This is a genomic window from Microbacterium enclense, from assembly GCF_001456955.1.
In the GTDB taxonomy this organism is placed as follows: domain Bacteria; phylum Actinomycetota; class Actinomycetes; order Actinomycetales; family Microbacteriaceae; genus Microbacterium; species Microbacterium enclense.
Map to the genome: position 1 here is coordinate 433,659 of NZ_KQ758470.1, position 19,543 is coordinate 453,201.

Below are 19,543 nucleotides of genomic sequence, written 5' to 3' on the forward strand. Positions count from 1 at the left end.
ACGATGCACCCGCTCGACGCGCTCACCGAGATCGCCTATCTGCTCGAGCGGGAGCGATCGTCGCGCTACAAGTCGAAGGCGTTCCGTACGGCCGCGAAGGCGATCGAGGGACTGAGTGACGGCGAGCTGCGTGACCCCGGGCTTCGTCGTCGGCCGGGCATCGGCGAGTCCACCTTCGCGGTCATCCAGCAGACGCTGGCGGGGGAGGTTCCCGAGCGCCTGGCGACACTTCGCGCCGAGAACGCGCCCGTGGGTGGGGCCGCGCTGCGGGCGGAGCTGCGGGGTGACCTGCACAGCCACAGCGAATGGTCCGACGGGCTCACCCCGATCGACGCCATGGTCGCGGCCGCCCGCGGGCTGGGGCACGAGTACCTCGCGTTGACCGACCACTCGCCGCGGCTCACCGTGGCGAACGGACTGTCACCCGAGCGCTTGCGCGCGCAGATGGAGATCGTCCGCACCCATCGCGGTGGCGGCTTCACCCTGCTGACCGGCATCGAGGTCGACATCCTCGACGACGGCGACCTCGACCAGGAGGACGACCTGCTGCGCGCCCTCGATGTGGTCGTGGCATCCGCTCATTCGAAGCTGCGCATGGAGCGCGGGCCGATGACGCGTCGTCTGGTGGCGGCAGCCTCCGACCCGCGGGTCGATGTGCTCGGGCATGTGACCGGTCGACTCGTGGAGGGGTCGCGGGGGACGCGCCCGCCGTCGGAGTTCGACGCCGACGCCGTGTTCGCGGCGTGCGCGGCGTCGGGGGTCGCGGTGGAGATCAACTCGCGCCCCGAGCGGCAGGACCCGCCCGACGAGCTGCTGCCCGTCGCCGTCGACGCCGGGTGCCTGTTCTCGATCGACTCCGATGCGCACGCGCCGGGGCAGCTGTCGCTGCTCGACTACGGCGCGGCGCGCGCCGAGAAGGCGGGGGTGCCGGCCGACCGCATCGTCACGACGTGGCCTCTCGAACGGCTGCGGGAGTGGCTCGAACGGCCGCGCTGAGCGTCAGCGCGCGAGCGCGGCGAGGACCCGGGTCATCGACGAGCCGAGGTTCCACTTCTCGGCGAGCGCCTCTGCGGCGTCGATGTCGACATCACCCAGGCGATCGTCGAACGGGGCGAAGGTGAGATCGCGGGCGACACGGACGACGGCGGGAGCGACGTCGAGGTAGTCCGAGGCGGCGGCGATCTTGGCGCGCTGGGCCGGCGTGCCCCCGGTTCCCTGTGCCGCGGCCGCGCGGATGTCGTCGAGCGAGCCGTGGGCGGAGAGGAGCGAGGCGGCCGACTTCTCGCCGATCCCCGCGACGCCGGGGAGTCCGTCGGAGGGGTCGCCGCGCAGCACCGCGAAGTCGGCGTATTGGGCTGCGCGCACGCCGTACTTCGACACGACGGCGGCGTCGTCGACGATCTCGAGGTTGCTCATCCCGCGCGCGGTGTAGACGATCCGGATGCCGCGCGCGTCATCGATCAGCTGGAACAGGTCTCGGTCGCCAGTGACGATGTCGACCGGCGAGTCCGCCGCGGTGGCGAGGGCGCCGATGACGTCGTCGGCCTCGTGCTCCGCCGCGCCCACGACGGGGATTCCGAGGGCGGCGAGGACGTCACGGATGACGGGGATCTGCGCTTCGAGGGGATCGGGGACCTCCTCGATGTCGGTCCCCGCGGGCACGGCCTCGACGACGCGATGCGCCTTGTAGCTCGGCAGGAGGTCGACGCGCCAGGCCGGGCGCCAGTCGTCGTCCCAGCACGCGACGAGCCGGGTCGGCTCGTAAGCCGTGACGAGCTTGGCGATCATGTCGAGCAGCCCCCGGACCGCGTTCACCGAGGTGCCGTCGGCCGCCTTCACCTTGTCGGGAACGCCGTAGAAGGCGCGGAAGTACAGCGACGCGGTGTCGAGGAGCATGATGCGGTCGGTCACGGATGCGATCCTGTCACGATCGAGGCGGCGGCCGGGGACGTCGGCGGGCCGGCGGGGTCGGTCGTCGGGGGTCGCGAGGACCGGCCATGATGAACCGTGTCCGATCTCCACGACAACCTCCGCCGCACCTTCCGTTGGCTCGGCGACCGCACCGACGACACCTCCGCAGCCGATCTCACCGGGTGGTGGCGTGAGCCGGGGATCGTGGCGCAGATCGGCCCGGGCCTCGCGGCGCTGTTCCCGGACGACGCGCCGACGGTCGTCATGGGGCCGCAGTCGCGCGGCAGCCTGCTCGGTGCGCTCGTGGCGCACGCGCTGGGCGTGGGGCTCGCCGAGGTGCGGAAGGACCCCGCGCAGAACGTCGACAGCGACGCGTGGTGGGAGGTCACGACCGCGCCGGACTATCGGGACCGCCATCTCCGCCTCGGACTCAGACGGACACTGCTGCGGTCGGGGGACCGCGTGATCTTCGTCGACGACTGGGTCGATACGGGTGCGCAGCTGGAGGCGTGTCGGCGGCTGGTCGATGTCAGCGGCGCCTCCTGGATCGGTGCGGCCGTCGTCGTCGACGCTCTGCAGCGATCGGACCTGCGACACAACCTGCGGGTGCGCTCGTTGCTGCACGTGCGCGAGCTGCTGTGAGGCGCTCGGCCTAGAGTGGCGGGATGTCCTTCGGCTCGGCATCCGTGCGTCCGTCCGCCCAGGCGCCGTGCCCGTGCGGGGACGGAGCGTTCGGCGCATGCTGCGGCCCGATCCTCGACGGGGCGGCCGCGCCGACGGCCGAGAGGCTCATGCGCTCGCGCTACACCGCCTTCGTCGTCGGCGACGCGGCGCATCTGGTGCGGTCATGGCATCCGCGGACCCGTCCCGACGATGTCGTCGCCGACGACGGCACCGTGTGGCGCAAACTCGTCATCGAGGGAGCCGAGGAGCACGGGGATGCCGCGACGGTGACGTTCCGCGCATCCTGGCGGCAGCACGGAGTCGATGGAGAACTGCGCGAGCGGAGTCGGTTCGTCCGCCGCGGCGGGCGGTGGGTCTACGTCGACGGCGACATGGACTGAGGCGTCAACCCCGCCGGTCGATGTCGGGGGTGCTGCGTAGGGTCGTGCTCGCACACTCGGCGAAAGGACACGGATGATCCCCGACGCGCAGCGCGACCTGCTCGAGAACCCCAACTACGGCAGCCTCGGCACCGTCCGGCCCGATGGCACGGTGCAGGTCAACCCGATGTGGTTCGACTTCGACGGCGAGCACCTGCTCTTCACGCACACCGTGACGCGGCAGAAGTATCGCAACCTGCAGAAGAACCCGTCGATGAGCCTCATGGTCTTCGACCCCGACCAGCCCTACCGCTACATCGAGGTGCGCGGCCGCCTCGTCGAGGCCGTTCCCGACCCGGAGGGCGCGTTCTACGTGCACCTGGGCCAGCGCTACGGCAATGCCGATCAGGAGGCGCCGCCCGACCGCGCCGACCGGGTGGTTCTGAAGATGTCGATCGAGAACGTGGGAGGACAGTGACATGGAACGCATCGTGATCGTCGGAGGGCACGGAAAGGTCGCGCTGCACCTCGCGCACCTGCTCGCCGACCGGGGAGACGAGGCCACCTCGGTCATCCGCAACGCCGAGCAGTCGGCCGACGTCGAACGGGCGGGCGCGACGCCGCTGGTGCTCGACGTCGAGAAGGCCGGCGTCGATGACATGGCGGAGGCGTTCTCGGGCGCGGATGCCGTCGTGTGGTCGGCCGGGGCCGGGGGCGGCGACACCGATCGCACCTACGCCGTCGACCGCGACGCCGCCCAGCGGGCGGTGGACGCGGCATCGAAGGCCGGCGTACGGCGGTTCGTCATGGTGTCGTGGATCGGATCCGCGCCGGATCACGGGATCGACCCCGATGACGCCTTCTTCGCCTACGCCGACGCGAAGCTCGCCGCTGACGACCACCTGCGCGCGAGCGACCTCGACTGGACCATCCTGGGTCCCGGCACCTTGACCACCGAACCGGCGACCGGTCGCATCTCGACCGCACCCCAGGGCAAGGCGGAGGTCGGACGCGCCGACGTCGCCGCGGTCGTGGCGGCGGCGCTGGTGCAGCCCGCGACGATCGGACGCTTCATCCGCTTCGGCGCCGGCGAGACGCTCATCCCCGAAGCCATCGTCGCCGATGGCGCGCGGAGCGACGCGTGAGCGCCCTCGCCGACCGGGCGCGGACGTTCGCCGAGCTGCACACCGCACCCGAGATCCTGCGGGTCGTGAACATCTGGGACGTCGTGTCGGCGCAGGCCGTCGCGGCACTCCCCGAGACGAAGGCCCTGGCCACGGCCGGGCACTCCATCGCCGCGACCTTCGGGTACGAAGACGGCGAGAACATCCCCCTCGAGGTCATGCTCGACATGGTCGGTCGCATCGTCGCCGCTGTCGACGTGCCGGTGACAGCCGATCTGGATGCCGGATTCGGAAACCCCGGCGAGACCACCCGCCGCGCGATCGGTGTGGGCGTCGTCGGAGCCAATGTCGAAGACCGCGTCAAGCCGTTCGACGAGGCCGTGGCGGCGGTGGAGGCCGTGATCGCGGCGGGCGCGGCGGAGGGGGTGCCGTTCGTCCTCAACGCCCGTACCGATGTGTTCGTGAAGGGCGGCGATCGCCCGCTCGACGACAAGATCACGGATGCCGTGAAGCGCGGGCGCGCCTTCCTCGACGCCGGCGCCACCTCGGTCTTCGTGCCGGGTCTGCTCGACGCCGAGACGACGCGCCGTCTGGTCGAGGGGCTCGGGGAGCGCCGCCTGAGCGTCATCGGCTTTCCCGGCGCGCCCTCTGCGGGGGAGTACGAGAAACTCGGCGTCGCGCGCATCTCCTACGGACCGCTGACGCAGCGCGTCGCGCTGACCGCCCTGCAGGATCTCGCTCAAGACCTCTACGGCGACGGCGTGATCCCGTCGTCGGTGCGCGCGCTCAACTGATGTGCGCACCCGGGACACCGCAGCCGCGGTGCTCCCGGGTCTCGCACGAGAGTTCTGCGGCGCGGTGCTCGAGATACCGGGCCAGTGTCAGCACGCAGCGTCGACGTGTCGGCGGACCGCGGGTGCGGCATCCGTGCGAGTCCGCGTGAGCACGCTGAAGCACGCGCGGATTCGCGTCAGTCGTCGTCGGAACCGTCTGCGTCGTCGTCGACCACGATGACCCCGTCGGGAACCGGGTCGGCCAGCAGGGGCTCGGCCGCGAGGGTGAGATCGATGGTCGCCCGCAGCAGCCCGCCCAGGGTCGGCGACCGCAGCAGTTCCATCTGATCGAGTTCGCCGAGCGGGGCGATGGCCGCGACCTGCCACGCCCGGGGGAGGGGGTCTTCCGACAGCTCCACCTCGGGATCCCACCGCGTGCCGCCGAACTGCTGCGCGCGCGACAGGACGCGGCGCACGATCTTCTCCGCCTCGTCGAGGAGCGGGAGCAGGGCGTCGTTCCACTCCAGGTCGGGCAGGGGGCGCACGTCGGCGCGGGGGTAGGGCGCGTCGTCGAGCCACTCGACGATCTCGAAGCGTTCCGTGCCGCGCGCGACGATCTGCATCTGGCCCGCCTGGGGGACGACGTGACTCAGCTGCGCCATCGTGCCGAGGGCGAAGCGCTGGTCGCCGCCGCCCGTCTCGGAACCGCGTTCGATCAGAACGACGCCGAACGCCGGATCCGTCTCGTCGAGCAGGCGGCCGAGCATGACGAGATAGCGCTCCTCGAAGATCCGCAGCGCCAGCGGCGTGTGCGGAAACAGAACGGCTCCGAGGGGGAACATCGCGGTACCCATGCGTCCAGTCAACCAGCGCCCGCGAGCGAGGCGGCCCGGACGGGGGAGATTCGCAGGCGCGAAACCGAACGACGAGTGCGGGGACTCGGCATCCGGGATCTGTCAGAACCCGTCGTCGCGCAGCGTCTCGTGCACGCGGTGGAGGTCGGTCAGCATCGAGCCCACGAGCACCCAATGCGCCGGGGAGGGCATCTGGATCTGCAGCGGGCGGGTCAGCGCCGGTGCCTCGTCCACCGGGCGATCGACGCCGGCGTCCAGCGCGAACGCAAGGCGCACGTCGTGCGCGGCGCGGCGCAGCTGCTCGGCGATCGCGCGCACGGCGGGCTCGTCGGCGATCGAGCGCTCGTAGCCGTCGTAGACCGCCCGGGTCATGCCCACCGTCTGCGTCACGACGGGACTGAAGCGCTCGAGGAGGTCGCCCATCGCGGCGAGATCGGCCCGGTGGCGTCTGCTGCGGGGGTTCAGGGCGAGCGAGTCCTCGCCGTCGCGGAGGGCGTCGGCCGCGGCATCCCGAACCGGCCGGAGCAGGCGCGCCTCGATCAGCAGTCCCTCGAGCGAGGCCGGCGTCTGCGGTGTCTCGAGGGCATCGGCGAGGCGCTCCATCGCGGCGGCGAGCTCGCGCCCCAGGGTGTCGACCTTCTCGCGCGCGGCGGGGACGAGCACCGGAGGGACGAGCACCGCGTTGACGACGATGCCGATCGCCGCACCGATGAGCGTCTCCAGGACGCGGTCGAGGGCGTAGTTGGGGGTGGCGGTGCCGAGGGCGAGCACCAGGAGGGCGCTGATCGCGATCTGATTCGTCGCACCGGGGGAGATGCGAGCCGCCCAGGCCACCACGAGGGCGACGCCGGCCGAGAGCAGGGCGACCCACGGCTGCGATCCGAAGGCCAGGCCCAGCAGCGAGGCGATGACCACGCCCACGATCACGCCCACGCTGCGCTCGACGGCACGTGTGAAGGACTGGTTGACGCTCGGTTGGACGACCAGCAGCGCCGCGATCGCGGCGAAGATCGGCGGCGGCCCCTGTATCAGCCACCCCGCGATCAGCCAGGCGGCGACGATCGCGACGGCGGACTTCGCCACCTGCAGCAGGGGGACGCGGCGGGGGGCGCGGACGTTCAGGCTGCCGCGGACCGCGCGGAGGTCGGGAATGCGCACGTCTCAGTCTCTCCGGGTGACGCTGTCGTCGGGGGCGTCGGAGACCTCCTCGATCGGGGGCATCACGAGGTCCCCCGCTGGTCGGCCCGAGCGCTGAGTCGGCGCTGGCGCATCGCCAGGAACAGCGGGAACGTGAAGGCGAACGCGGTGATCCCCGACAGCACGATGTACAGCCACGCGAACCGCATGCCGAGCCGCCGTGCCTCGACGATGATGAAGATGCTCCCGGCGATCGCGACGACCAGCAGATCGACCGTGATCGACGACACCGCCGGGCCGCTCGAGACGAGGTCGCCGACGAAATCGCGCATCTGCACGATCGCGAAGGCGTTGAAGGTCCAGGTGCCCACGAGCCCGGCCACCGCCAGCACGAGGAACGCCACGGCTGTCGGTGTCCAGTGACGGCGCAGTTCGCTCATGCGCCCGATCCTGCCGCAGCCGCGATGTCGGAGGCAGGGGCTAGCGTCGGAGCATGGATGCCGTCACCGCCACGCGCATGCTCGACGACCGCGAACGCGAGGTCGAGCACCGCCTGAGCCGCTTGCGCGACGACGAGGCCAGTCTGCGGCACGACCGCGCCGACGCCACCGCCGACGACGAGCACGATCCCGAGGGATCGACGCTGTCGGGGGAATGGGCGCAGGTCGACGCCCTTCGTCGAGGCGCCGAGAGCGAGCGCGCCGAGATCCTGGCGGCGCGCGAGCGGGTGGCATCCGGCACCTTCGGCGTCTGCGAGCAGTGCGGTCGGTCGATCGCCGACGAGCGTCTGGAGGCGCGCCCCTTCGCACGTCGCTGCATCGCGTGTGCGACGTGATCGCGGGCGCTTAGGCTCAAGGGGTGGAACCTCTGCTCATCGCTCTGCTGTTCGCCAACGCCGTCTTCAACATCGTCGTGTGGCCACGGTTCTATGTCCGCGTCGCGAAGGACCCCCGGGCGAAGGATGCCGCGGGAAAGCCGACGCCGTTCCTGATCGTGCACACCGTGCTCATCGCGCTGGCGCTCGTGCTGGCGCTGGCATCGCTGATCGCCGCGATCGCCGCGCTGATCGGGTGAGTCGGGGTTCCTCGCCGAGGCGCCGCGGGCCTTTCGGGTCCGCGCCGATGGGCGGAGACGGCACCCCGCGCGGGCGCCGAGGGTAGACTCGTGGAGCGGGATCTTCCCGCTGCACGGTGCATCTACCTGCCCGGTCCGGTAAGGCGGCACGTTCCCCCGCCTCCGGAGACCGAACCATGACATCCCCCGCGCCGCAGCGCGTCGTCGCCCACCGCCCCCTGATCCATCACGCCGGCGCGTGGTACTTCCCCGTCGCCTTCGTGGCCCGGTTGCCCTTCGCGATGATGACGGTGGGCGTACTCGCACTGGTCGTCGCGGTGCGGGAGTCCGTGGCTCTGGGCGGACTGACCTCCGCCGCGGTGGGGATCGGCGTCGTCGTCGCCGGGCCCGTGCTGGGCGACCTCGCCGACCGACACGGACAGTCGCGGGTGCTCGTGCCCACCGGCATCGCGAACGGTCTGCTGCTCGCTCTCTTCCCGGTCGTCGTGAGTTCCTCCGCCGCCGACGCGGTCGTGCTGGCCGTCGCCGTCGGGATCGGTCTCACCGGACCGCAGACCGCGGCCATGTCGCGCGCTCGCGTGATGGCGCTCATCGGCGCGCGGGTCGCCCCCGAGCGGCGTGAACGCACGTTCTCGCGCGCGATGGCGTACGAGTCGGCCGCGGACGAGACGGCCTTCGTCATCGGGCCGTTCGTCGTCGGTGTTCTCGCCGCCGTGATCGCTCCCTGGGCGCCCATCGCCGCGGCTGCCGCCCTCAGCCTCGTCTTCGTCACCGCCTTCGCCCTGCACCCGACGGGTCGGGTCGTACCGACCGCGTCCACGCGCGGTGAGCGGGCGCCCGCGCGTGCGTTGCGGCATCCCCGCCTTCTCGTGCTGGTCGTCGCCGTCTTCGGCGTCGGGGCGTTCTTCGGCTCGACACTCACCTCGCTCACGGCGTTCATGGCCGCCCAGGGTGCACCCGAAGCCGGTGCGTTGCTGTACGGCGCGATGGGGGTGGGGTCGGCGGTGCTCGCGCTCGCGGTCGCGGTCCTGCCCGCGGGATTCGCGCTGCGGTGGCGGCTGGTCGTCTTCGCGATGCTGCTGTTCGCCTCGGCGGGAGCGTACTCCGTGGGCGGCTCGGTGCTCACCGTGACGGTCGTGCTCTGCCTCATGGGCCTGGGCGTCGGGCCGGCGCTGGTGACCCTGTTCAGCCTCGCCGGCACCCGTGCACCGGCCGGACGCACCGCGACGACGATGACGATCCTCGCCTCGGCGCTCACCCTGGCGCAGGCGCTGTCGTCGGCGGTCACGGGAGCCGTCGCCGAGAGCGTGTCGGTGGCGACGGCGATGCTGTTCCCCGCCGCCGCGGCATCGCTCGTGCTCGCCATGGCGGCGGTGAACGCGTCGCGCGCACGGCGGTGGGACCAGGCCCTGCCCGTGGAGTGACGCCCCCTCCGTCATCCCGTCACCGCGCCGTCACGCCCGCGGCAGCGGGTACCGCCGCCGCAGCAGCACGCGCTGCACCAGCGTCCACACCGTCGTCACGGCCAGATACAGCGCCGCCGCGAGCGGCACGAAGAGCGCGACCACCGCGGTCGAGAACGGCAGTGCCCCCGTGATCGTCGTCGTCCAGGCGGGTGCCGCCGGATCGACCGGCGGCCGCAGCCAGCGGCGCGTGAGCTCGACGGCGAAGACGATCACCGCCACCAGCGAGCCGAAGACGACGAGGATCGTCGCCTCCGCCGTGCCCGATGTCAGGGCCGCGACCAGGCTCCGACCCAGCGGAACGCCGAGGAGGTCGTGGGCGAGCAGCGCGTTCGCCTGCCCGCCGACGGTGGGATGCAGGAAGACGGCGTACAGCAGCCCGACGACAGGGGCCTGCGCGAGGAGGGGCAGACAGCCCGCCGCGGGGGAGACGTTCTCGTCGCGGTACAGCTGCATCGTCTCGCGCTGAAGGCGTTCGGGATCGTTCCGCCAGCGTTCCCGGAGGACGCGCAGGCGGGGAGCGAGTCGCGCACGCGTTTGTTCGGCGCGCGCCTGCGACACCCCGACGGGGACGAGGAGCAGTCGCACGATCAGAGTGACGGCGACGACGGCGACCGCCGCTGCGGTCGACCCGACGAGCGGATCGAGGGCGGCGGTCAGGGCGATCATGGCTCGCGTGGCCAGGTCGAGCAGCAGGGTGAGGGGAGGAAAGAGGAAAGGGTCCACGGGCGTCCATTCGTCACGGCGATCACAGGGCGATCGGTCGCGGGGCGCGAGAAGTCGACGCGCGGGCGACCGGCGTCGCCTGCCGAGAACGCCGATGGATGCCGCGAGGCGGCGGGACGGTACGGTCAGGCGACGCGGATCGACAGACCCGGAGCGCGCGGGCGTGGGTGGCCGGACGCATCGGGGTCGCTCTGGGCGAGCGGGGCCGACGGGTCGATGGGCCGCGGCGACGGCGGCGCGATGCCGGCGCCGAGAGCGGGCACGAGGGTGAGGACGACGACGGTCGCGGCGACCACCGCCGCGGCCAGTGCCATCGCGAGCAGCGGCGCACCTCCACCGGGAGTGAGAGCGAGCTCGGTCGCGGCCAGCAGCAGGTTGAGCATGCCGATGAGTGATGCGATCACGTACTCACCCCCTGCCTCGAGAACCCCACGGTAGCAGGGCCGCTCGCTACGCTGGGGCCATGACCACCCTCGTGCTCACCGTCGTCGGAGACGATCGTGCCGGCCTGGTGTCGGCGGTCGCCGAGATCGTCCAGACCCACGGTGGCAACTGGGAGAACAGTGAACTGGCCGAGCTCGCCGGGGCCTTCGCGGGGATCGTCGAGGTCTCGGTCGCGGCCGAACGCGCCGATGCCCTGCGTGCCGCGCTCGAGGGACTGTCCGCGACCCTCGCCGTCACGGTGCACACGGGGGCGCCCGAGGGAACGGCATCCGCGCCCCACAGCGTCACCCTCGATGTCGTCGGCAACGACCGCCCGGGCATCGTGCACGACGTCTCCAGCGCCCTGAGTGCCCGCGGCGTGAGCATCGAGCGCATGTCGACGCAGACGACGGATGCCGCGATGGCCGGCGGACGCCTGTTCGAGGCCTCGATCACCGTCGTCGTCGGTCCCGACGTCGAGGTCGACGACCTCGTCGCCGATCTGGAGCGCATCGCCGCCGAGATCCAGGTCGACGTCATGTTCGCGGACTGAACCCGGCACCCCGACCGGGCGCGGTGCGTCGAATCACGGGCCGACTCGTGACCGACCACCGTCGCGCCGGCTCAGGGCTGCTGGAGCTGCGCGCGCCGTCCCACGACGCTGCGAGGTCAGACCGTGCGCCGACGCCCCGCGAGTCGTGCGACACCCCGCCACCCGAGCAGCAGCAGTGCGAGGGTGAGGGTCGCCACGATGATGAACGCCACCGCGACGCCCTGGCCGCTCAGGGCTCGGAGGACCATGCCGAGCGCGACCGTGATCGCCCACACGGGAAGCCCCGTCCGCACCACGGCCGTCGGGCGGCGCCACGCCCGCGTGACGAGCCAGCCCACGAGGAGGGCCGCGACGAACGGCCACGCCGTGGTCGCCAGACCCGAACCGAAGGGGCCGAGCACATCGCCGTCATGGGTCGCGCGACCGATGGCGGCGAACACGACGACGAGCACGGCGTCGAGCACGAGGGCGAGGGCGGGGGAGCGGCGCGCGGAGGTCACCCCTCCATTCTCGCCGCCGGATCCCCCGTGCCCGCTCGTGGGTAGCGTGGACCCATGCCCACGCGTCTGCTGCTCCTCGCCGACACGCACGTGCCGAAGCGGGCCCGTGCACTCCCCGCGGACGTTCGCCGCATGGCATCCGGAGTCGACCTGATCATTCACGCCGGCGACTGGGTCGAGGCCACCGTCCTCGACGACCTGAGCGCGCTCGGGCCGGTGCTCGGCGTCTGGGGCAACAACGACGGCGACGACCTGCGCGCCCGGCTCCCCGAGGTGGCGCGGGCCGACATCGACGGGGTGCGCGTCGCGGTCGTGCACGAGACGGGCGCGGCGACCGGGCGGGAGAAGCGGATGGATGCCGCCTTCCCCGAGACCGACCTGCTGGTCTTCGGCCACAGCCACATCCCGTGGGATTCGGTGACCCCGGCGGGTCTGCGACTGCTGAACCCCGGTTCGCCCACGGATCGACGACGCCAGCCCGCGTGCACGGTGATGACGGCGACCCTCGACGGCGGGGGCGTGCACGATGTCGTGGCGCACGAGGTGTCGCGGGACTGACGTCACCGCCGATGGGGTCGCGCCGCCTCGCGAGAGGGGACGCCCCAGGCCGCGGCATCCGCATACGACGACGGCGCCACCCCGTGAGGGGTGACGCCGTCGAGACGAATCGCTCGTTACTTCTCGACCGCGAGGTGACGCGATGCGCCGGTCAGCGGGCAGTCGAACGGGTCACGCGCCGCGAGTCCCACGCGGTTGAGGTACTGGATGACGATGCCGTAGGAGCGGAACAGCGTCGTCTCGACGTAGGGCACGTCGAGGGTCTGGCAGTGCTCGCGCACGATCACACGGGCACGGCTCAGGTGCGGACGCGGCATGTTGGGGAACAGGTGGTGCTCGATCTGATAGTTCAGGCCGCCCATGAGCCAGGTGGCCCACCAGCCGCCGCCGATGTTGCGCGAGGTGCGCACCTGCTTGCTGAAGAAGTCGAGCTTCGCGCCCTCTTCGATCACGGGCATGCCCTTGTGGTTGGGGGCGAACGACGCACCCATGTATACGCCGAACACGGCGACGGAGACGCCGAAGAACGCGAACGCGAGACCCACGGGAAGGAAGATGAAGATCGGGGCGATGAAGATCGCGTGACGCAGGGCCAGCAGGCCCAGCTCACCCCAGCGGCCCTTGATGGGCTCGCGCGAGAACAGGTGCCGCAGCGCGAGCACGTACAGGTTGATGCCCTCGAGTGTCAGCAGCGGGAAGAACAGGTATCCCTGGCGCTGGGTGATCCAACGCTGGATGCCGCGGGCCTTGGCGGCATCGACGTCGAGGAACGAGATGGTGTCGATCTCGATGTCGGGGTCTTTGCCCACGCGGTTGGGGTTGGCGTGGTGACGCGTGTGCTTGGAGGCCCACCAGGAGCGGCTCATACCGACGACGCCGTTGCCGATGAGCAGGCCGAGACGGTCGTTCGCGGGGCCGGAGGCGAAGATCTGGCGGTGAGCGGCCTCGTGCGCGAGGAAGGCGACCTGGGTGAACAGGATGCCGAGGGCGGCGGCGACGAAGAGCTGGAACCAGCTGTCGCCGAGCAGGATGAAGCCGGTCACGCAGCCGGCGAAGCCGAGCGTCACGGCCACGCCGACGAGGGCGTAGAAGCCGGGGGTGCGCACCAGGAGTCCGCTCTCACGGACGACCTGCGACAACTCTGTGTAGGCCTTGGTGATCGGGGGGAACTCTTTGGTGCCGGAGTAGGTCTGTCGAACGGGGCCGAGACGGGACTCGACGATGGTGGAGGCGATGGACTGCTCCTCGGGTCGGGGGTGACCGTAGTCAGGAGCCGGGGCGACTACCCGGGCTGTGGCCCACCCTACGTGCCGGTGTATGGGGTCCCCGGCATACATCCACATGTGCAGGAGCCTCACGGCAAACGGTAACCGCGGCGACGCCGTCCGTATCGCTTCCGCGGCGTTGAGCGTCGCTCGCGCGGGCTCTCACTCGGGAGCATCGCGAGGGAGGAGGGGTGCGGCACCCATCGCCCCGAGAACGCCGGAAGCCGGGCCCGACGCGATCGCGACGAGCCCGGCTTCCGGGTTTCAGCGGAGCTTAGAGGGGGCGGATGTTCGCCGCCTGCATGCCCTTGGGGCCCTGCTCGGCGTCGAATTCGACCTTCTGCGCTTCCGTCAGCTCCTTGAAGCCGTTGCCCTGGATCGCGCTGAAGTGCGCGAACAGGTCGGCGGAGCCGTCATCGGGAGCGATGAAGCCGTAGCCCTTTTCGGAGTTGAACCATTTCACGGTGCCAGTGGCCATCGTGTTCTTCCTTTATTCATGTTGGGCCGCAGACGCGGCCGTGGGCGCCGCTCCGGCGCGTGCGGAGCGGACGGGGACGCCGCGAGACCGAGTCGGTACCGCGTACGCGATGCCCGTCGACCGCGGCCTGGGCCGCGTCGACGGACGTGTGGATGCCGAGGTTCTCGCCGAGCGGACCCTGGGCTTCGAAGCCCGAGGTGGCCGCGCCGACGAAACCGGCATAGTCGGATCCGGCCGTCGCGACGAAGACGTCGAGATCGGCCTGACGCCACGACAGTGGCGAGGGGTGAAGCAGAGACACAGGTACTTTCCGCGAGTGCGACGCGAGGACCGAAGCCGTCGAGCGGGGCACGCGATTGATGAAGGTGGGTTTGCTGTCGGAAACGGCTCGGCGCCGTGCGCCCGGCATCTCTACGATGAGGCGGGCGTCGATGAAGCAAGTCCCAGAACGAATGCCCTCACGGTAGCACGGATGTCTGGACAGCGGCGGGGAGTTTCGCCCGGCCGCATCGTGGTCTGCACTGGGGGTATGGCATCCGGGGATCCGAACGAGCACGTCGACGACGAACGCTGGCTCGTCATCGACGGAAGGCGCTGGCGGCGCACCGATCCGGCCCTCCCCGACGACCTGGCCGATCGACTGCGCTCGCACCTGGGGCGCGCGCGCTCGGCGGTCCGCACGGCCAAGCGAGAGGGCGACGATGCGGCGCTCGCGAGCGTCCGGCACCGGGTGGGGCTGGCCAAGGCCGGCCTCGGCGAGCGCGGGCCGCGGTGGTGGGACGACGAGGTGCCCGCGCGCGTGGCCCGCGCCCGGGCGGCTCTGCACGAGCTCGACCGCCTGGCCCCACCGGGGTGAACGAGAGCAGACGAGGCCGACGACGTCAACACGTAGCGGCGGGCGCGCTCGACGCGGTGGGCTGAAGTCTCCGACGAGAGGAACGCCATGTCATCCACCGCATCCGAGCTCGAGAAACTGAACGAGCTGCTGAAGAAGTTCCGCTTCGCGATGGTCACCACCCGCGCCGAGGACGGCGCGCTGCACGCGCACCCGCTCACCGTGCAAGAGACCGAGAGCGACGGCGACCTGTGGTTCATCGTGGGCACGCACGCGTCGGCGGTCGAGCACGTGCTGCGCGATGCCAAGGTCGGCCTGTCGTTCAGCTCCGACAGCACGTGGCTCTCGCTCGCGGGCGAGGCCGAGATCGTCGACGACCTGGCGAAACTCAAAGACCTGTGGTCGACGACCGTCGAAGCCTGGTTCCCCGACGGCCCCGAGTCGCCGGGAGTCACTCTGCTGCGCGTCAACGCGCTGAGCGGCGAGTACTGGGAGAGTGCGGGTGGCCGCTTGGCGACGGCGATCGCACTGGTGACCTCGAAGGTGACGGGGGAGCGTCCTCAGGGCGGCGAGAACGAGAAGTTCGACCTGCCCGGCTGACCGGCCGTGGTGGCCCCGCGCGAGGGGCTACCGCATCCGGCGTCGAACACGGACGCTGCAGCCGCGCCACGACGGACACCCCGCAGGCGTTCGCGGATGCGGCACTCGCGTCACCGCGAATGCTTCACCCGCCTTCGTGCAGACGGTTCGTCCGCGTCGCCGCGGAGGCGTCAGCCGCCGGAGGGGTTGTCGACGGGAGTGCCGTCGTCGTCGGTGGTGGCGGGAACGGTGGGAGCGTCGGCTGTTTCCAGCTCGTCCGGCTCATCGGCGGTGTCGGGGGCGTTGTCCGGTGTGGAATCCATGCCTCCAGCCGACCACGGGTCGGGTGCGGCCCGCGCGGGCCTTGCGCACACTCGATGCCTGTGCCAGCGCAAGCCCCCGTCGCGGTGACATGCGGCTTGCGACGATGACGTCATGTCACGACCTGAGGTGCGTTCCAAGCCCTGCGCCTATTGCGGACGCCCGTTCACCGACCGCAAGCGCTGGAGCGGACGCGACCAGTGGGACCAGGTGCTGTACTGCTCGCGCGGGTGCCGCGCGAAGGCGGCCGCTGCCCGGAGGAGCGCATGAAGGCCGCGCTGATCCTCGCGACGCAGCAGTTCGCCGAGCACCCCGCCTACACCGACGACGACGTCGAGGAGTTCTTCTTCATCGAGTCGGCCCCGCGATGGCGAAAGCTCCCGTACCACCAGCACAAGATCGTGCTGCTCACCTCGGCCATGCGGCATACGGCGGCGCGGCTCGAGGCCGAGGGGAAGACGGTGCGGCGGATCGCGCTCGATGACGACCTCACCTTCAAAGCCGGCCTGGAAAGCCTGCTGAAGACGCACCGCGTCACCGAGCTGCAGTGGATGAGCGACCCCAACCGCCCCGTCGACGAGCGGATCGCGGCGATCTGCGCCGCGCACGACGTCGACACCGACGTGCTCTCGGACGGGTTGTTCCTCACCCCCGAAGAAGAGGTCGACGGCTGGTTCGCGGATCACCCGACGCCGCTCATGGAGGACTTCTACCACTGGCAGCGCCGGCGCACCGGCATCCTGATGGACGGGGGAAAGCCCGCCGGCCGCCGCTGGAACTTCGACGCCGACAACCGCAAGGCGCTGCCGAAGAAGGGGGTCGAGATCCCGCCCGTGCCGCAGCTCGAGCCCGACGACATCACCCGCGCGGTCATCGCCGAGGTCGACCGGCTGTTCCCCGACCACCCGGGGAAGGCCGAGGAGTTCTGGCTGCCGGTGACGCCCGAGGACGCCCGCGACTGGCTCGACGTCTTCGTCGCCGAACGCCTGCACGACTTCGGGCGGTACGAAGACGCGATGAAGGCCGACGAGCCGTTCCTTTTCCACGCGATCATCTCGCCGATGCTCAACACTGGGCTGCTCACCGTCGAGGAGGTGGTCGCCGCCGCCACGCGCACCGATGCGCCCCTGGCATCCGTGGAGGGGTTCGTCCGTCAGGTGATCGGATGGCGCGAGTACATGCGCGGCATGTATCGGGCGCACCCGAAGCTCGAGCACGTCAACGCGCTGCACCTCGAGAAGAGGGTCCAGAAGTACTGGTACTCGGGGGAGCGGATGCCGAGCGACCTGCCGATCCCCGTGCGCACCGTGCTCGAGCGGGTGCACCGCTGGGGCTACGCGCATCACATCGAGCGGCTCATGGTGCTGGGCAATTGGTTCCTGCTGCAGGGGTATGCGCCGCGGCAGGTGAACGCGTGGTTCCTGGCGCTGTTCGTCGACGCCTACGACTGGGTGATGGTGCCCAACGTCATGGGCATGAGTCAGTTCGCCGACGGCGGCTTCGTCGCGACCAAGCCCTACGTGTCGGGAGGCGCGTATCTGCAGAAGATGGGTTCGTGGTGGCCCTCGGCTCAGGATGCCAAGGACTCGGTGTTCACCGACGCGTACTGGGAGTTCCTGGAGCGGCACGAGGACGTGCTGGCCGGCAACCACCGGCTCGGGCTGGCGCTGGCGCAGATGCGCAAGCGCCGCGACGCGAAGGGATAGCGACCGGCGAGGTGGCTGAGCTTGTCGAAGCCCCGGTTCCTTCGACAGGCTCAGAGACCTTCGCGTAAGAGCGGCGGCTGAGCTTTCGAAGCCCCGGTCCCTTCGACAGGCTCAGGGACCTTCGCGTGGGCGGTCGCTGGGCCTGTCGAAGCGCGCGCGGGGTCTGTGGAGATCAGCGGTGGTCGGGCGACGTGCCGCGCTCCGGAGGATCTACGCTCCGAGCCGGTCGGGCCGGCGCGGTCCGGCTCGAATCCGGTGGTTCTCCGGAGCCCGGCACGGCGGGGACCGCGTTCTCAGCTCTTCAGCTTGTTGAGCGCCGAACCCTTGTGGGCGGCCTTCGAGCCCGACTTCTCCGACTTCACGATGTAGGCCGGGTCGTCTTCGGATGCCGTGAACTTCTGGCCGTCGTGCTGGAAGTCCTTCGTCTTCTTCTCCACGACCTCGCCCTGGGTCTTGCCCTGCGGGGTGTCCCAGCTCACGCGGTCGCCCTTCGACAGATCCTTCGACATGCTCTCGTTCCTCTCGTTGGTCCCGCCATGCTGTCGAGATCGACCGGCGCCGATCGGGGGATTGACGGCCCGCCCCCTACGTGGTTCGCGCGGGAACCGCAATACCTCCGCGATGTCGGACCCCCTGCGTAGCGTCGAGGTGGGCCTTTCGTTTCGCGGCCCACGACGTGAGGAGAGCCATGACCGAGCCGACCACCGCCAACAACGGAGCGCCCGTCGCCAGCGACGAGCACTCGCAGAGCGTCGGAGCCGACGGCTCGATCGCTCTGACCGACCACTACCTCATCGAGAAGCTCGCGCAGTTCAACCGCGAGCGCGTCCCCGAGCGGGTCGTGCACGCCAAGGGCGGCGGAGCGTTCGGCACGTTCCGCACCACGGGCGACGTGTCGGCGTAGACGCGGGCGGCGCTGTTCCAGCCGGGCGTCGAGACCGAGATGCTCGCGCGATTCTCGTCGGTCGCCGGCGAGCAGGGGAGTCCCGACACGTGGCGCGACCCCCGCGGCTTCTCGCTGAAGTTCTACACCACCGAGGGCAACTACGACCTCGTCGGCAACAACACCCCGGTCTTCTTCGTGAAAGACGGCATCAAGTTCCCCGACTTCATCCGTTCGCAGAAGCGCCTGCCCGGCAGCCACCTGCGCGACAACACGATGCAGTGGGACTTCTGGACGCTGTCACCCGAGAGCGCCCACCAGGTCACCTGGCTCATGGGTGACCGTGGCATCCCCGCGTCGTGGCGCCACATGAACGGGTACGGCTCGCACACGTACCAGTGGATCAACGCCGAGGGCGAGCGCTTCTGGGTCAAATACCACTTCCACACCGACCTCGGCCACAAGACGCTCATGCAAGACGAGGCCGACCAGATCGCGGGACAGGATGCCGACTTCCACATCCGCGACCTGTACGCGGCGATCGAGCGGGGTGAGTTCCCGACGTGGACGCTCAAGGTGCAGATCATGCCCTACGACGATGCCAAGACCTACCGCTTCAACCCGTTCGACCTGACGAAGGTGTGGCCGCACAGCGACTACCCCGAGATCGAGGTCGGCACGATGGAGCTCAACCGCAACCCGGGCAACTACTTCGCCGAGATCGAGCAGGCCGCCTTCGAGCCGTCGAACTTCGTGCCCGGCATCGACGGCAGCCCCGACAAGATGCTGCAGGCGCGCATCTTCAGCTACGCCGACGCGCACCGCTACCGCGTGGGCACGAACTACCAGCAGCTGCCGGTGAACCGCCCGCACACCGAGGTGCACTCGTACTCGAAAGAGGGCGCGATGCGCTACGAGTACAACCCGCCCGAGGTGCCGGTGTACGCGCCGAACTCGGTGGGCGGCCCGGCGGCCGACCCGCGTCGCGCCGGCGACGGTGGGTGGCAGAGCGACGGCGAGCTCGTGCGCAGCGCCGCGACCCTGCACCCCGAAGACGACGACTGGGGTCAGGCGGGCGCTCTCGTGCGCGAGGTCATGTCGGCCGAGGAGCGCGACCGTCTGGTCGAGACGATCACGGGACACGTCGGCGGCGTGACGCGTGCCGATGTCCGCGACCGGGCCGTGCAGTACTGGAAGAACGTGGATGCCGAGATCGGTTCCCGCGTCGAGGCGGGGCTCCCGCCGCTCGAGGGGTCGACGGCCCCCGGCGAGCAGCTCAGCGAGCCGAACCCCGACGGCGACCTCGTCGGGACGGACGTCGCGGGCAAGATCTGAGC

General features: G+C 70.7%; 27 protein-coding genes and 1 pseudogene. 16 read left to right on the forward strand and 12 right to left on the reverse strand.

The window, feature by feature from the left end:
- The first annotated feature begins 3 nt into the window (after positions 1–3).
- Positions 4–996 (forward strand): PHP domain-containing protein, encoded by a 993-nt coding sequence (locus AS029_RS09925; protein WP_058232417.1) that lies wholly within the window; start codon positions 4–6, stop codon positions 994–996.
- 3 nt (positions 997–999) lie between these two features.
- On the opposite strand, the gene AS029_RS09930 is transcribed toward AS029_RS09925, so the two are convergent.
- Positions 1,000–1,911, reverse strand: a complete 912-nt coding sequence (locus tag AS029_RS09930; protein WP_082642247.1) for a 5'-3' exonuclease — start codon at positions 1,909–1,911, stop codon at positions 1,000–1,002.
- Positions 1,912–2,007: 96 nt separating this feature from the next.
- On the opposite strand from AS029_RS09930, the gene AS029_RS09935 reads away from it, so the two are divergent.
- The 5 genes from AS029_RS09935 (at position 2,008) to AS029_RS09955 (ending at position 4,872) form a co-directional block, all read left to right on the forward strand.
- The gene (locus tag AS029_RS09935) at positions 2,008–2,553 is read left to right on the forward strand and encodes a phosphoribosyltransferase family protein (protein ID WP_058232418.1); all 546 of its coding nucleotides are present in this window, start codon (positions 2,008–2,010) and stop codon (positions 2,551–2,553) included.
- 23 nt (positions 2,554–2,576) lie between these two features.
- Entirely contained in the window at positions 2,577–2,975 is a 399-nt protein-coding gene (locus AS029_RS09940) for a YchJ family protein (RefSeq protein ID WP_058232419.1), read from the forward strand.
- A 73-nt stretch (positions 2,976–3,048) separates the two neighbouring features.
- Complete coding sequence (locus AS029_RS09945) at positions 3,049–3,432, forward strand: PPOX class F420-dependent oxidoreductase (RefSeq protein ID WP_058232420.1); 384 nt, start codon at positions 3,049–3,051, stop codon at positions 3,430–3,432.
- A gap of 1 nt (position 3,433) precedes the next feature.
- Positions 3,434–4,099 carry an SDR family oxidoreductase gene (locus AS029_RS09950; protein ID WP_058232421.1) on the forward strand — a complete coding sequence of 222 codons (666 nt, stop codon included), beginning with the start codon at positions 3,434–3,436 and terminating at the stop codon, positions 4,097–4,099.
- Positions 4,096–4,872: an isocitrate lyase/PEP mutase family protein gene (locus AS029_RS09955; protein ID WP_058232422.1), complete on the forward strand. Its 777-nt coding sequence runs from the start codon at positions 4,096–4,098 to the stop codon at positions 4,870–4,872. Before AS029_RS09950 ends, AS029_RS09955 begins: the two co-directional genes overlap by 4 nt.
- A gap of 176 nt (positions 4,873–5,048) precedes the next feature.
- Here the strand turns inward: AS029_RS09955 and AS029_RS09960 are convergent, their stop codons facing one another.
- The 3 genes from AS029_RS09960 to AS029_RS09970 all read right to left on the reverse strand — a co-directional run bounded on the left by AS029_RS09960 (position 5,049) and on the right by AS029_RS09970 (position 7,282).
- Complete coding sequence (locus tag AS029_RS09960) at positions 5,049–5,705, reverse strand: LON peptidase substrate-binding domain-containing protein (RefSeq protein WP_058232423.1); 657 nt, start codon at positions 5,703–5,705, stop codon at positions 5,049–5,051.
- 102 nt (positions 5,706–5,807) lie between these two features.
- On the reverse strand, positions 5,808–6,863 hold the full coding sequence (locus AS029_RS09965; RefSeq protein ID WP_175456648.1) for an FUSC family protein: 1,056 nt from the start codon (positions 6,861–6,863) through the stop codon (positions 5,808–5,810).
- Between the two features lie 62 nt (positions 6,864–6,925).
- Complete coding sequence (locus tag AS029_RS09970) at positions 6,926–7,282, reverse strand: DUF2834 domain-containing protein (protein ID WP_058232424.1); 357 nt, start codon at positions 7,280–7,282, stop codon at positions 6,926–6,928.
- 53 nt (positions 7,283–7,335) lie between these two features.
- Between AS029_RS09970 and AS029_RS09975 the strand changes: the two genes are divergently transcribed.
- The 3 genes from AS029_RS09975 to AS029_RS09985 all read left to right on the forward strand — a co-directional run bounded on the left by AS029_RS09975 (position 7,336) and on the right by AS029_RS09985 (position 9,340).
- Positions 7,336–7,677 carry a TraR/DksA family transcriptional regulator gene (locus tag AS029_RS09975; protein ID WP_058232425.1) on the forward strand — a complete coding sequence of 114 codons (342 nt, stop codon included), beginning with the start codon at positions 7,336–7,338 and terminating at the stop codon, positions 7,675–7,677.
- A gap of 23 nt (positions 7,678–7,700) precedes the next feature.
- Complete coding sequence (locus AS029_RS09980; protein WP_058232426.1) at positions 7,701–7,916, forward strand: SCO4848 family membrane protein; 216 nt, start codon at positions 7,701–7,703, stop codon at positions 7,914–7,916.
- A 176-nt stretch (positions 7,917–8,092) separates the two neighbouring features.
- Entirely contained in the window at positions 8,093–9,340 is a 1,248-nt protein-coding gene (locus AS029_RS09985) for an MFS transporter (protein WP_058232427.1), read from the forward strand.
- A gap of 30 nt (positions 9,341–9,370) precedes the next feature.
- Here the strand turns inward: AS029_RS09985 and AS029_RS09990 are convergent, their stop codons facing one another.
- Positions 9,371–10,105: a YidC/Oxa1 family membrane protein insertase gene (locus AS029_RS09990; RefSeq protein ID WP_058232428.1), complete on the reverse strand. Its 735-nt coding sequence runs from the start codon at positions 10,103–10,105 to the stop codon at positions 9,371–9,373.
- A gap of 125 nt (positions 10,106–10,230) precedes the next feature.
- The gene (locus AS029_RS09995) at positions 10,231–10,509 is read right to left on the reverse strand and encodes a DUF6412 domain-containing protein (protein WP_058232429.1); all 279 of its coding nucleotides are present in this window, start codon (positions 10,507–10,509) and stop codon (positions 10,231–10,233) included.
- Positions 10,510–10,568: 59 nt separating this feature from the next.
- On the opposite strand from AS029_RS09995, the gene AS029_RS10000 reads away from it, so the two are divergent.
- Positions 10,569–11,081 carry a glycine cleavage system transcriptional repressor gene (locus tag AS029_RS10000; protein ID WP_058232430.1) on the forward strand — a complete coding sequence of 171 codons (513 nt, stop codon included), beginning with the start codon at positions 10,569–10,571 and terminating at the stop codon, positions 11,079–11,081.
- A gap of 116 nt (positions 11,082–11,197) precedes the next feature.
- Here the strand turns inward: AS029_RS10000 and AS029_RS10005 are convergent, their stop codons facing one another.
- Positions 11,198–11,581 (reverse strand): DUF3054 domain-containing protein, encoded by a 384-nt coding sequence (locus tag AS029_RS10005; RefSeq protein WP_058232431.1) that lies wholly within the window; start codon positions 11,579–11,581, stop codon positions 11,198–11,200.
- A gap of 54 nt (positions 11,582–11,635) precedes the next feature.
- Between AS029_RS10005 and AS029_RS10010 the strand changes: the two genes are divergently transcribed.
- Complete coding sequence (locus AS029_RS10010) at positions 11,636–12,139, forward strand: metallophosphoesterase family protein (RefSeq protein ID WP_058232432.1); 504 nt, start codon at positions 11,636–11,638, stop codon at positions 12,137–12,139.
- Positions 12,140–12,255: 116 nt separating this feature from the next.
- Here AS029_RS10010 and AS029_RS10015 read toward each other — a convergent pair whose 3' ends face one another.
- The 3 genes from AS029_RS10015 to AS029_RS10025 form a co-directional block, all read right to left on the reverse strand.
- Positions 12,256–13,482, reverse strand: a complete 1,227-nt coding sequence (locus tag AS029_RS10015) for a fatty acid desaturase family protein (protein ID WP_228375919.1) — start codon at positions 13,480–13,482, stop codon at positions 12,256–12,258.
- A gap of 196 nt (positions 13,483–13,678) precedes the next feature.
- Entirely contained in the window at positions 13,679–13,882 is a 204-nt protein-coding gene (locus AS029_RS10020) for a cold-shock protein (RefSeq protein ID WP_013583139.1), read from the reverse strand.
- Between the two features lie 16 nt (positions 13,883–13,898).
- Positions 13,899–14,183: a hypothetical protein gene (locus AS029_RS10025; protein WP_058232433.1), complete on the reverse strand. Its 285-nt coding sequence runs from the start codon at positions 14,181–14,183 to the stop codon at positions 13,899–13,901.
- Positions 14,184–14,411: 228 nt separating this feature from the next.
- Here AS029_RS10025 and AS029_RS10030 point away from each other — a divergent pair, with 228 nt between their 5' ends.
- Positions 14,412–14,738 carry a hypothetical protein gene (locus AS029_RS10030; RefSeq protein WP_058232434.1) on the forward strand — a complete coding sequence of 109 codons (327 nt, stop codon included), beginning with the start codon at positions 14,412–14,414 and terminating at the stop codon, positions 14,736–14,738.
- An 87-nt stretch (positions 14,739–14,825) separates the two neighbouring features.
- Entirely contained in the window at positions 14,826–15,317 is a 492-nt protein-coding gene (locus AS029_RS10035) for a pyridoxamine 5'-phosphate oxidase family protein (protein ID WP_058232435.1), read from the forward strand.
- A gap of 170 nt (positions 15,318–15,487) precedes the next feature.
- Here AS029_RS10035 and AS029_RS17985 read toward each other — a convergent pair whose 3' ends face one another.
- Positions 15,488–15,619, reverse strand: a complete 132-nt coding sequence (locus AS029_RS17985) for a hypothetical protein (RefSeq protein ID WP_267127752.1) — start codon at positions 15,617–15,619, stop codon at positions 15,488–15,490.
- A 112-nt stretch (positions 15,620–15,731) separates the two neighbouring features.
- Between AS029_RS17985 and AS029_RS16935 the strand changes: the two genes are divergently transcribed.
- Positions 15,732–15,887 carry a DUF2256 domain-containing protein gene (locus AS029_RS16935; RefSeq protein ID WP_074615906.1) on the forward strand — a complete coding sequence of 52 codons (156 nt, stop codon included), beginning with the start codon at positions 15,732–15,734 and terminating at the stop codon, positions 15,885–15,887.
- The gene (locus tag AS029_RS10040) at positions 15,884–17,323 is read left to right on the forward strand and encodes a cryptochrome/photolyase family protein (RefSeq protein ID WP_058232436.1); all 1,440 of its coding nucleotides are present in this window, start codon (positions 15,884–15,886) and stop codon (positions 17,321–17,323) included. Before AS029_RS16935 ends, AS029_RS10040 begins: the two co-directional genes overlap by 4 nt.
- A 293-nt stretch (positions 17,324–17,616) precedes the next feature.
- On the opposite strand, the gene AS029_RS10045 is transcribed toward AS029_RS10040, so the two are convergent.
- Positions 17,617–17,832: a hypervirulence associated TUDOR domain-containing protein gene (locus AS029_RS10045; protein WP_058232437.1), complete on the reverse strand. Its 216-nt coding sequence runs from the start codon at positions 17,830–17,832 to the stop codon at positions 17,617–17,619.
- A 179-nt stretch (positions 17,833–18,011) separates the two neighbouring features.
- Between AS029_RS10045 and AS029_RS10050 the strand changes: the two are divergent.
- Positions 18,012–19,541: pseudogene (locus AS029_RS10050) on the forward strand (catalase).
- Positions 19,542–19,543: the final 2 nt, after the last annotated feature.

Bases quoted from the DNA above. Each gene is read 5' to 3' on its own strand.
- AS029_RS09925 (WP_058232417.1), top strand. From the start codon at position 4: ATGCACCCGCTCGACGCGCTCACCGAGATCGCCTATCTGCTCGAGCGG.
- AS029_RS09940 (WP_058232419.1), top strand. From the start codon at position 2,577: ATGTCCTTCGGCTCGGCATCCGTGCGTCCGTCCGCCCAGGCGCCGTGC.
- AS029_RS09945 (WP_058232420.1), top strand. From the start codon at position 3,049: ATGATCCCCGACGCGCAGCGCGACCTGCTCGAGAACCCCAACTACGGC.
- AS029_RS09950 (WP_058232421.1), top strand. From the start codon at position 3,434: ATGGAACGCATCGTGATCGTCGGAGGGCACGGAAAGGTCGCGCTGCAC.
- AS029_RS09960 (WP_058232423.1), bottom strand. From the start codon at position 5,705: ATGGGTACCGCGATGTTCCCCCTCGGAGCCGTTCTGTTTCCGCACACG.
- AS029_RS09970 (WP_058232424.1), bottom strand. From the start codon at position 7,282: ATGAGCGAACTGCGCCGTCACTGGACACCGACAGCCGTGGCGTTCCTC.
- AS029_RS09975 (WP_058232425.1), top strand. From the start codon at position 7,336: ATGGATGCCGTCACCGCCACGCGCATGCTCGACGACCGCGAACGCGAG.
- AS029_RS09985 (WP_058232427.1), top strand. From the start codon at position 8,093: ATGACATCCCCCGCGCCGCAGCGCGTCGTCGCCCACCGCCCCCTGATC.
- AS029_RS10000 (WP_058232430.1), top strand. From the start codon at position 10,569: ATGACCACCCTCGTGCTCACCGTCGTCGGAGACGATCGTGCCGGCCTG.
- AS029_RS10010 (WP_058232432.1), top strand. From the start codon at position 11,636: ATGCCCACGCGTCTGCTGCTCCTCGCCGACACGCACGTGCCGAAGCGG.
- AS029_RS10015 (WP_228375919.1), bottom strand. From the start codon at position 13,482: ATGTGGATGTATGCCGGGGACCCCATACACCGGCACGTAGGGTGGGCC.
- AS029_RS10020 (WP_013583139.1), bottom strand. From the start codon at position 13,882: ATGGCCACTGGCACCGTGAAATGGTTCAACTCCGAAAAGGGCTACGGC.
- AS029_RS10030 (WP_058232434.1), top strand. From the start codon at position 14,412: ATGGCATCCGGGGATCCGAACGAGCACGTCGACGACGAACGCTGGCTC.
- AS029_RS10035 (WP_058232435.1), top strand. From the start codon at position 14,826: ATGTCATCCACCGCATCCGAGCTCGAGAAACTGAACGAGCTGCTGAAG.
- AS029_RS17985 (WP_267127752.1), bottom strand. From the start codon at position 15,619: ATGGATTCCACACCGGACAACGCCCCCGACACCGCCGATGAGCCGGAC.
- AS029_RS16935 (WP_074615906.1), top strand. From the start codon at position 15,732: ATGTCACGACCTGAGGTGCGTTCCAAGCCCTGCGCCTATTGCGGACGC.
- AS029_RS10040 (WP_058232436.1), top strand. From the start codon at position 15,884: ATGAAGGCCGCGCTGATCCTCGCGACGCAGCAGTTCGCCGAGCACCCC.
- AS029_RS10045 (WP_058232437.1), bottom strand. From the start codon at position 17,832: ATGTCGAAGGATCTGTCGAAGGGCGACCGCGTGAGCTGGGACACCCCG.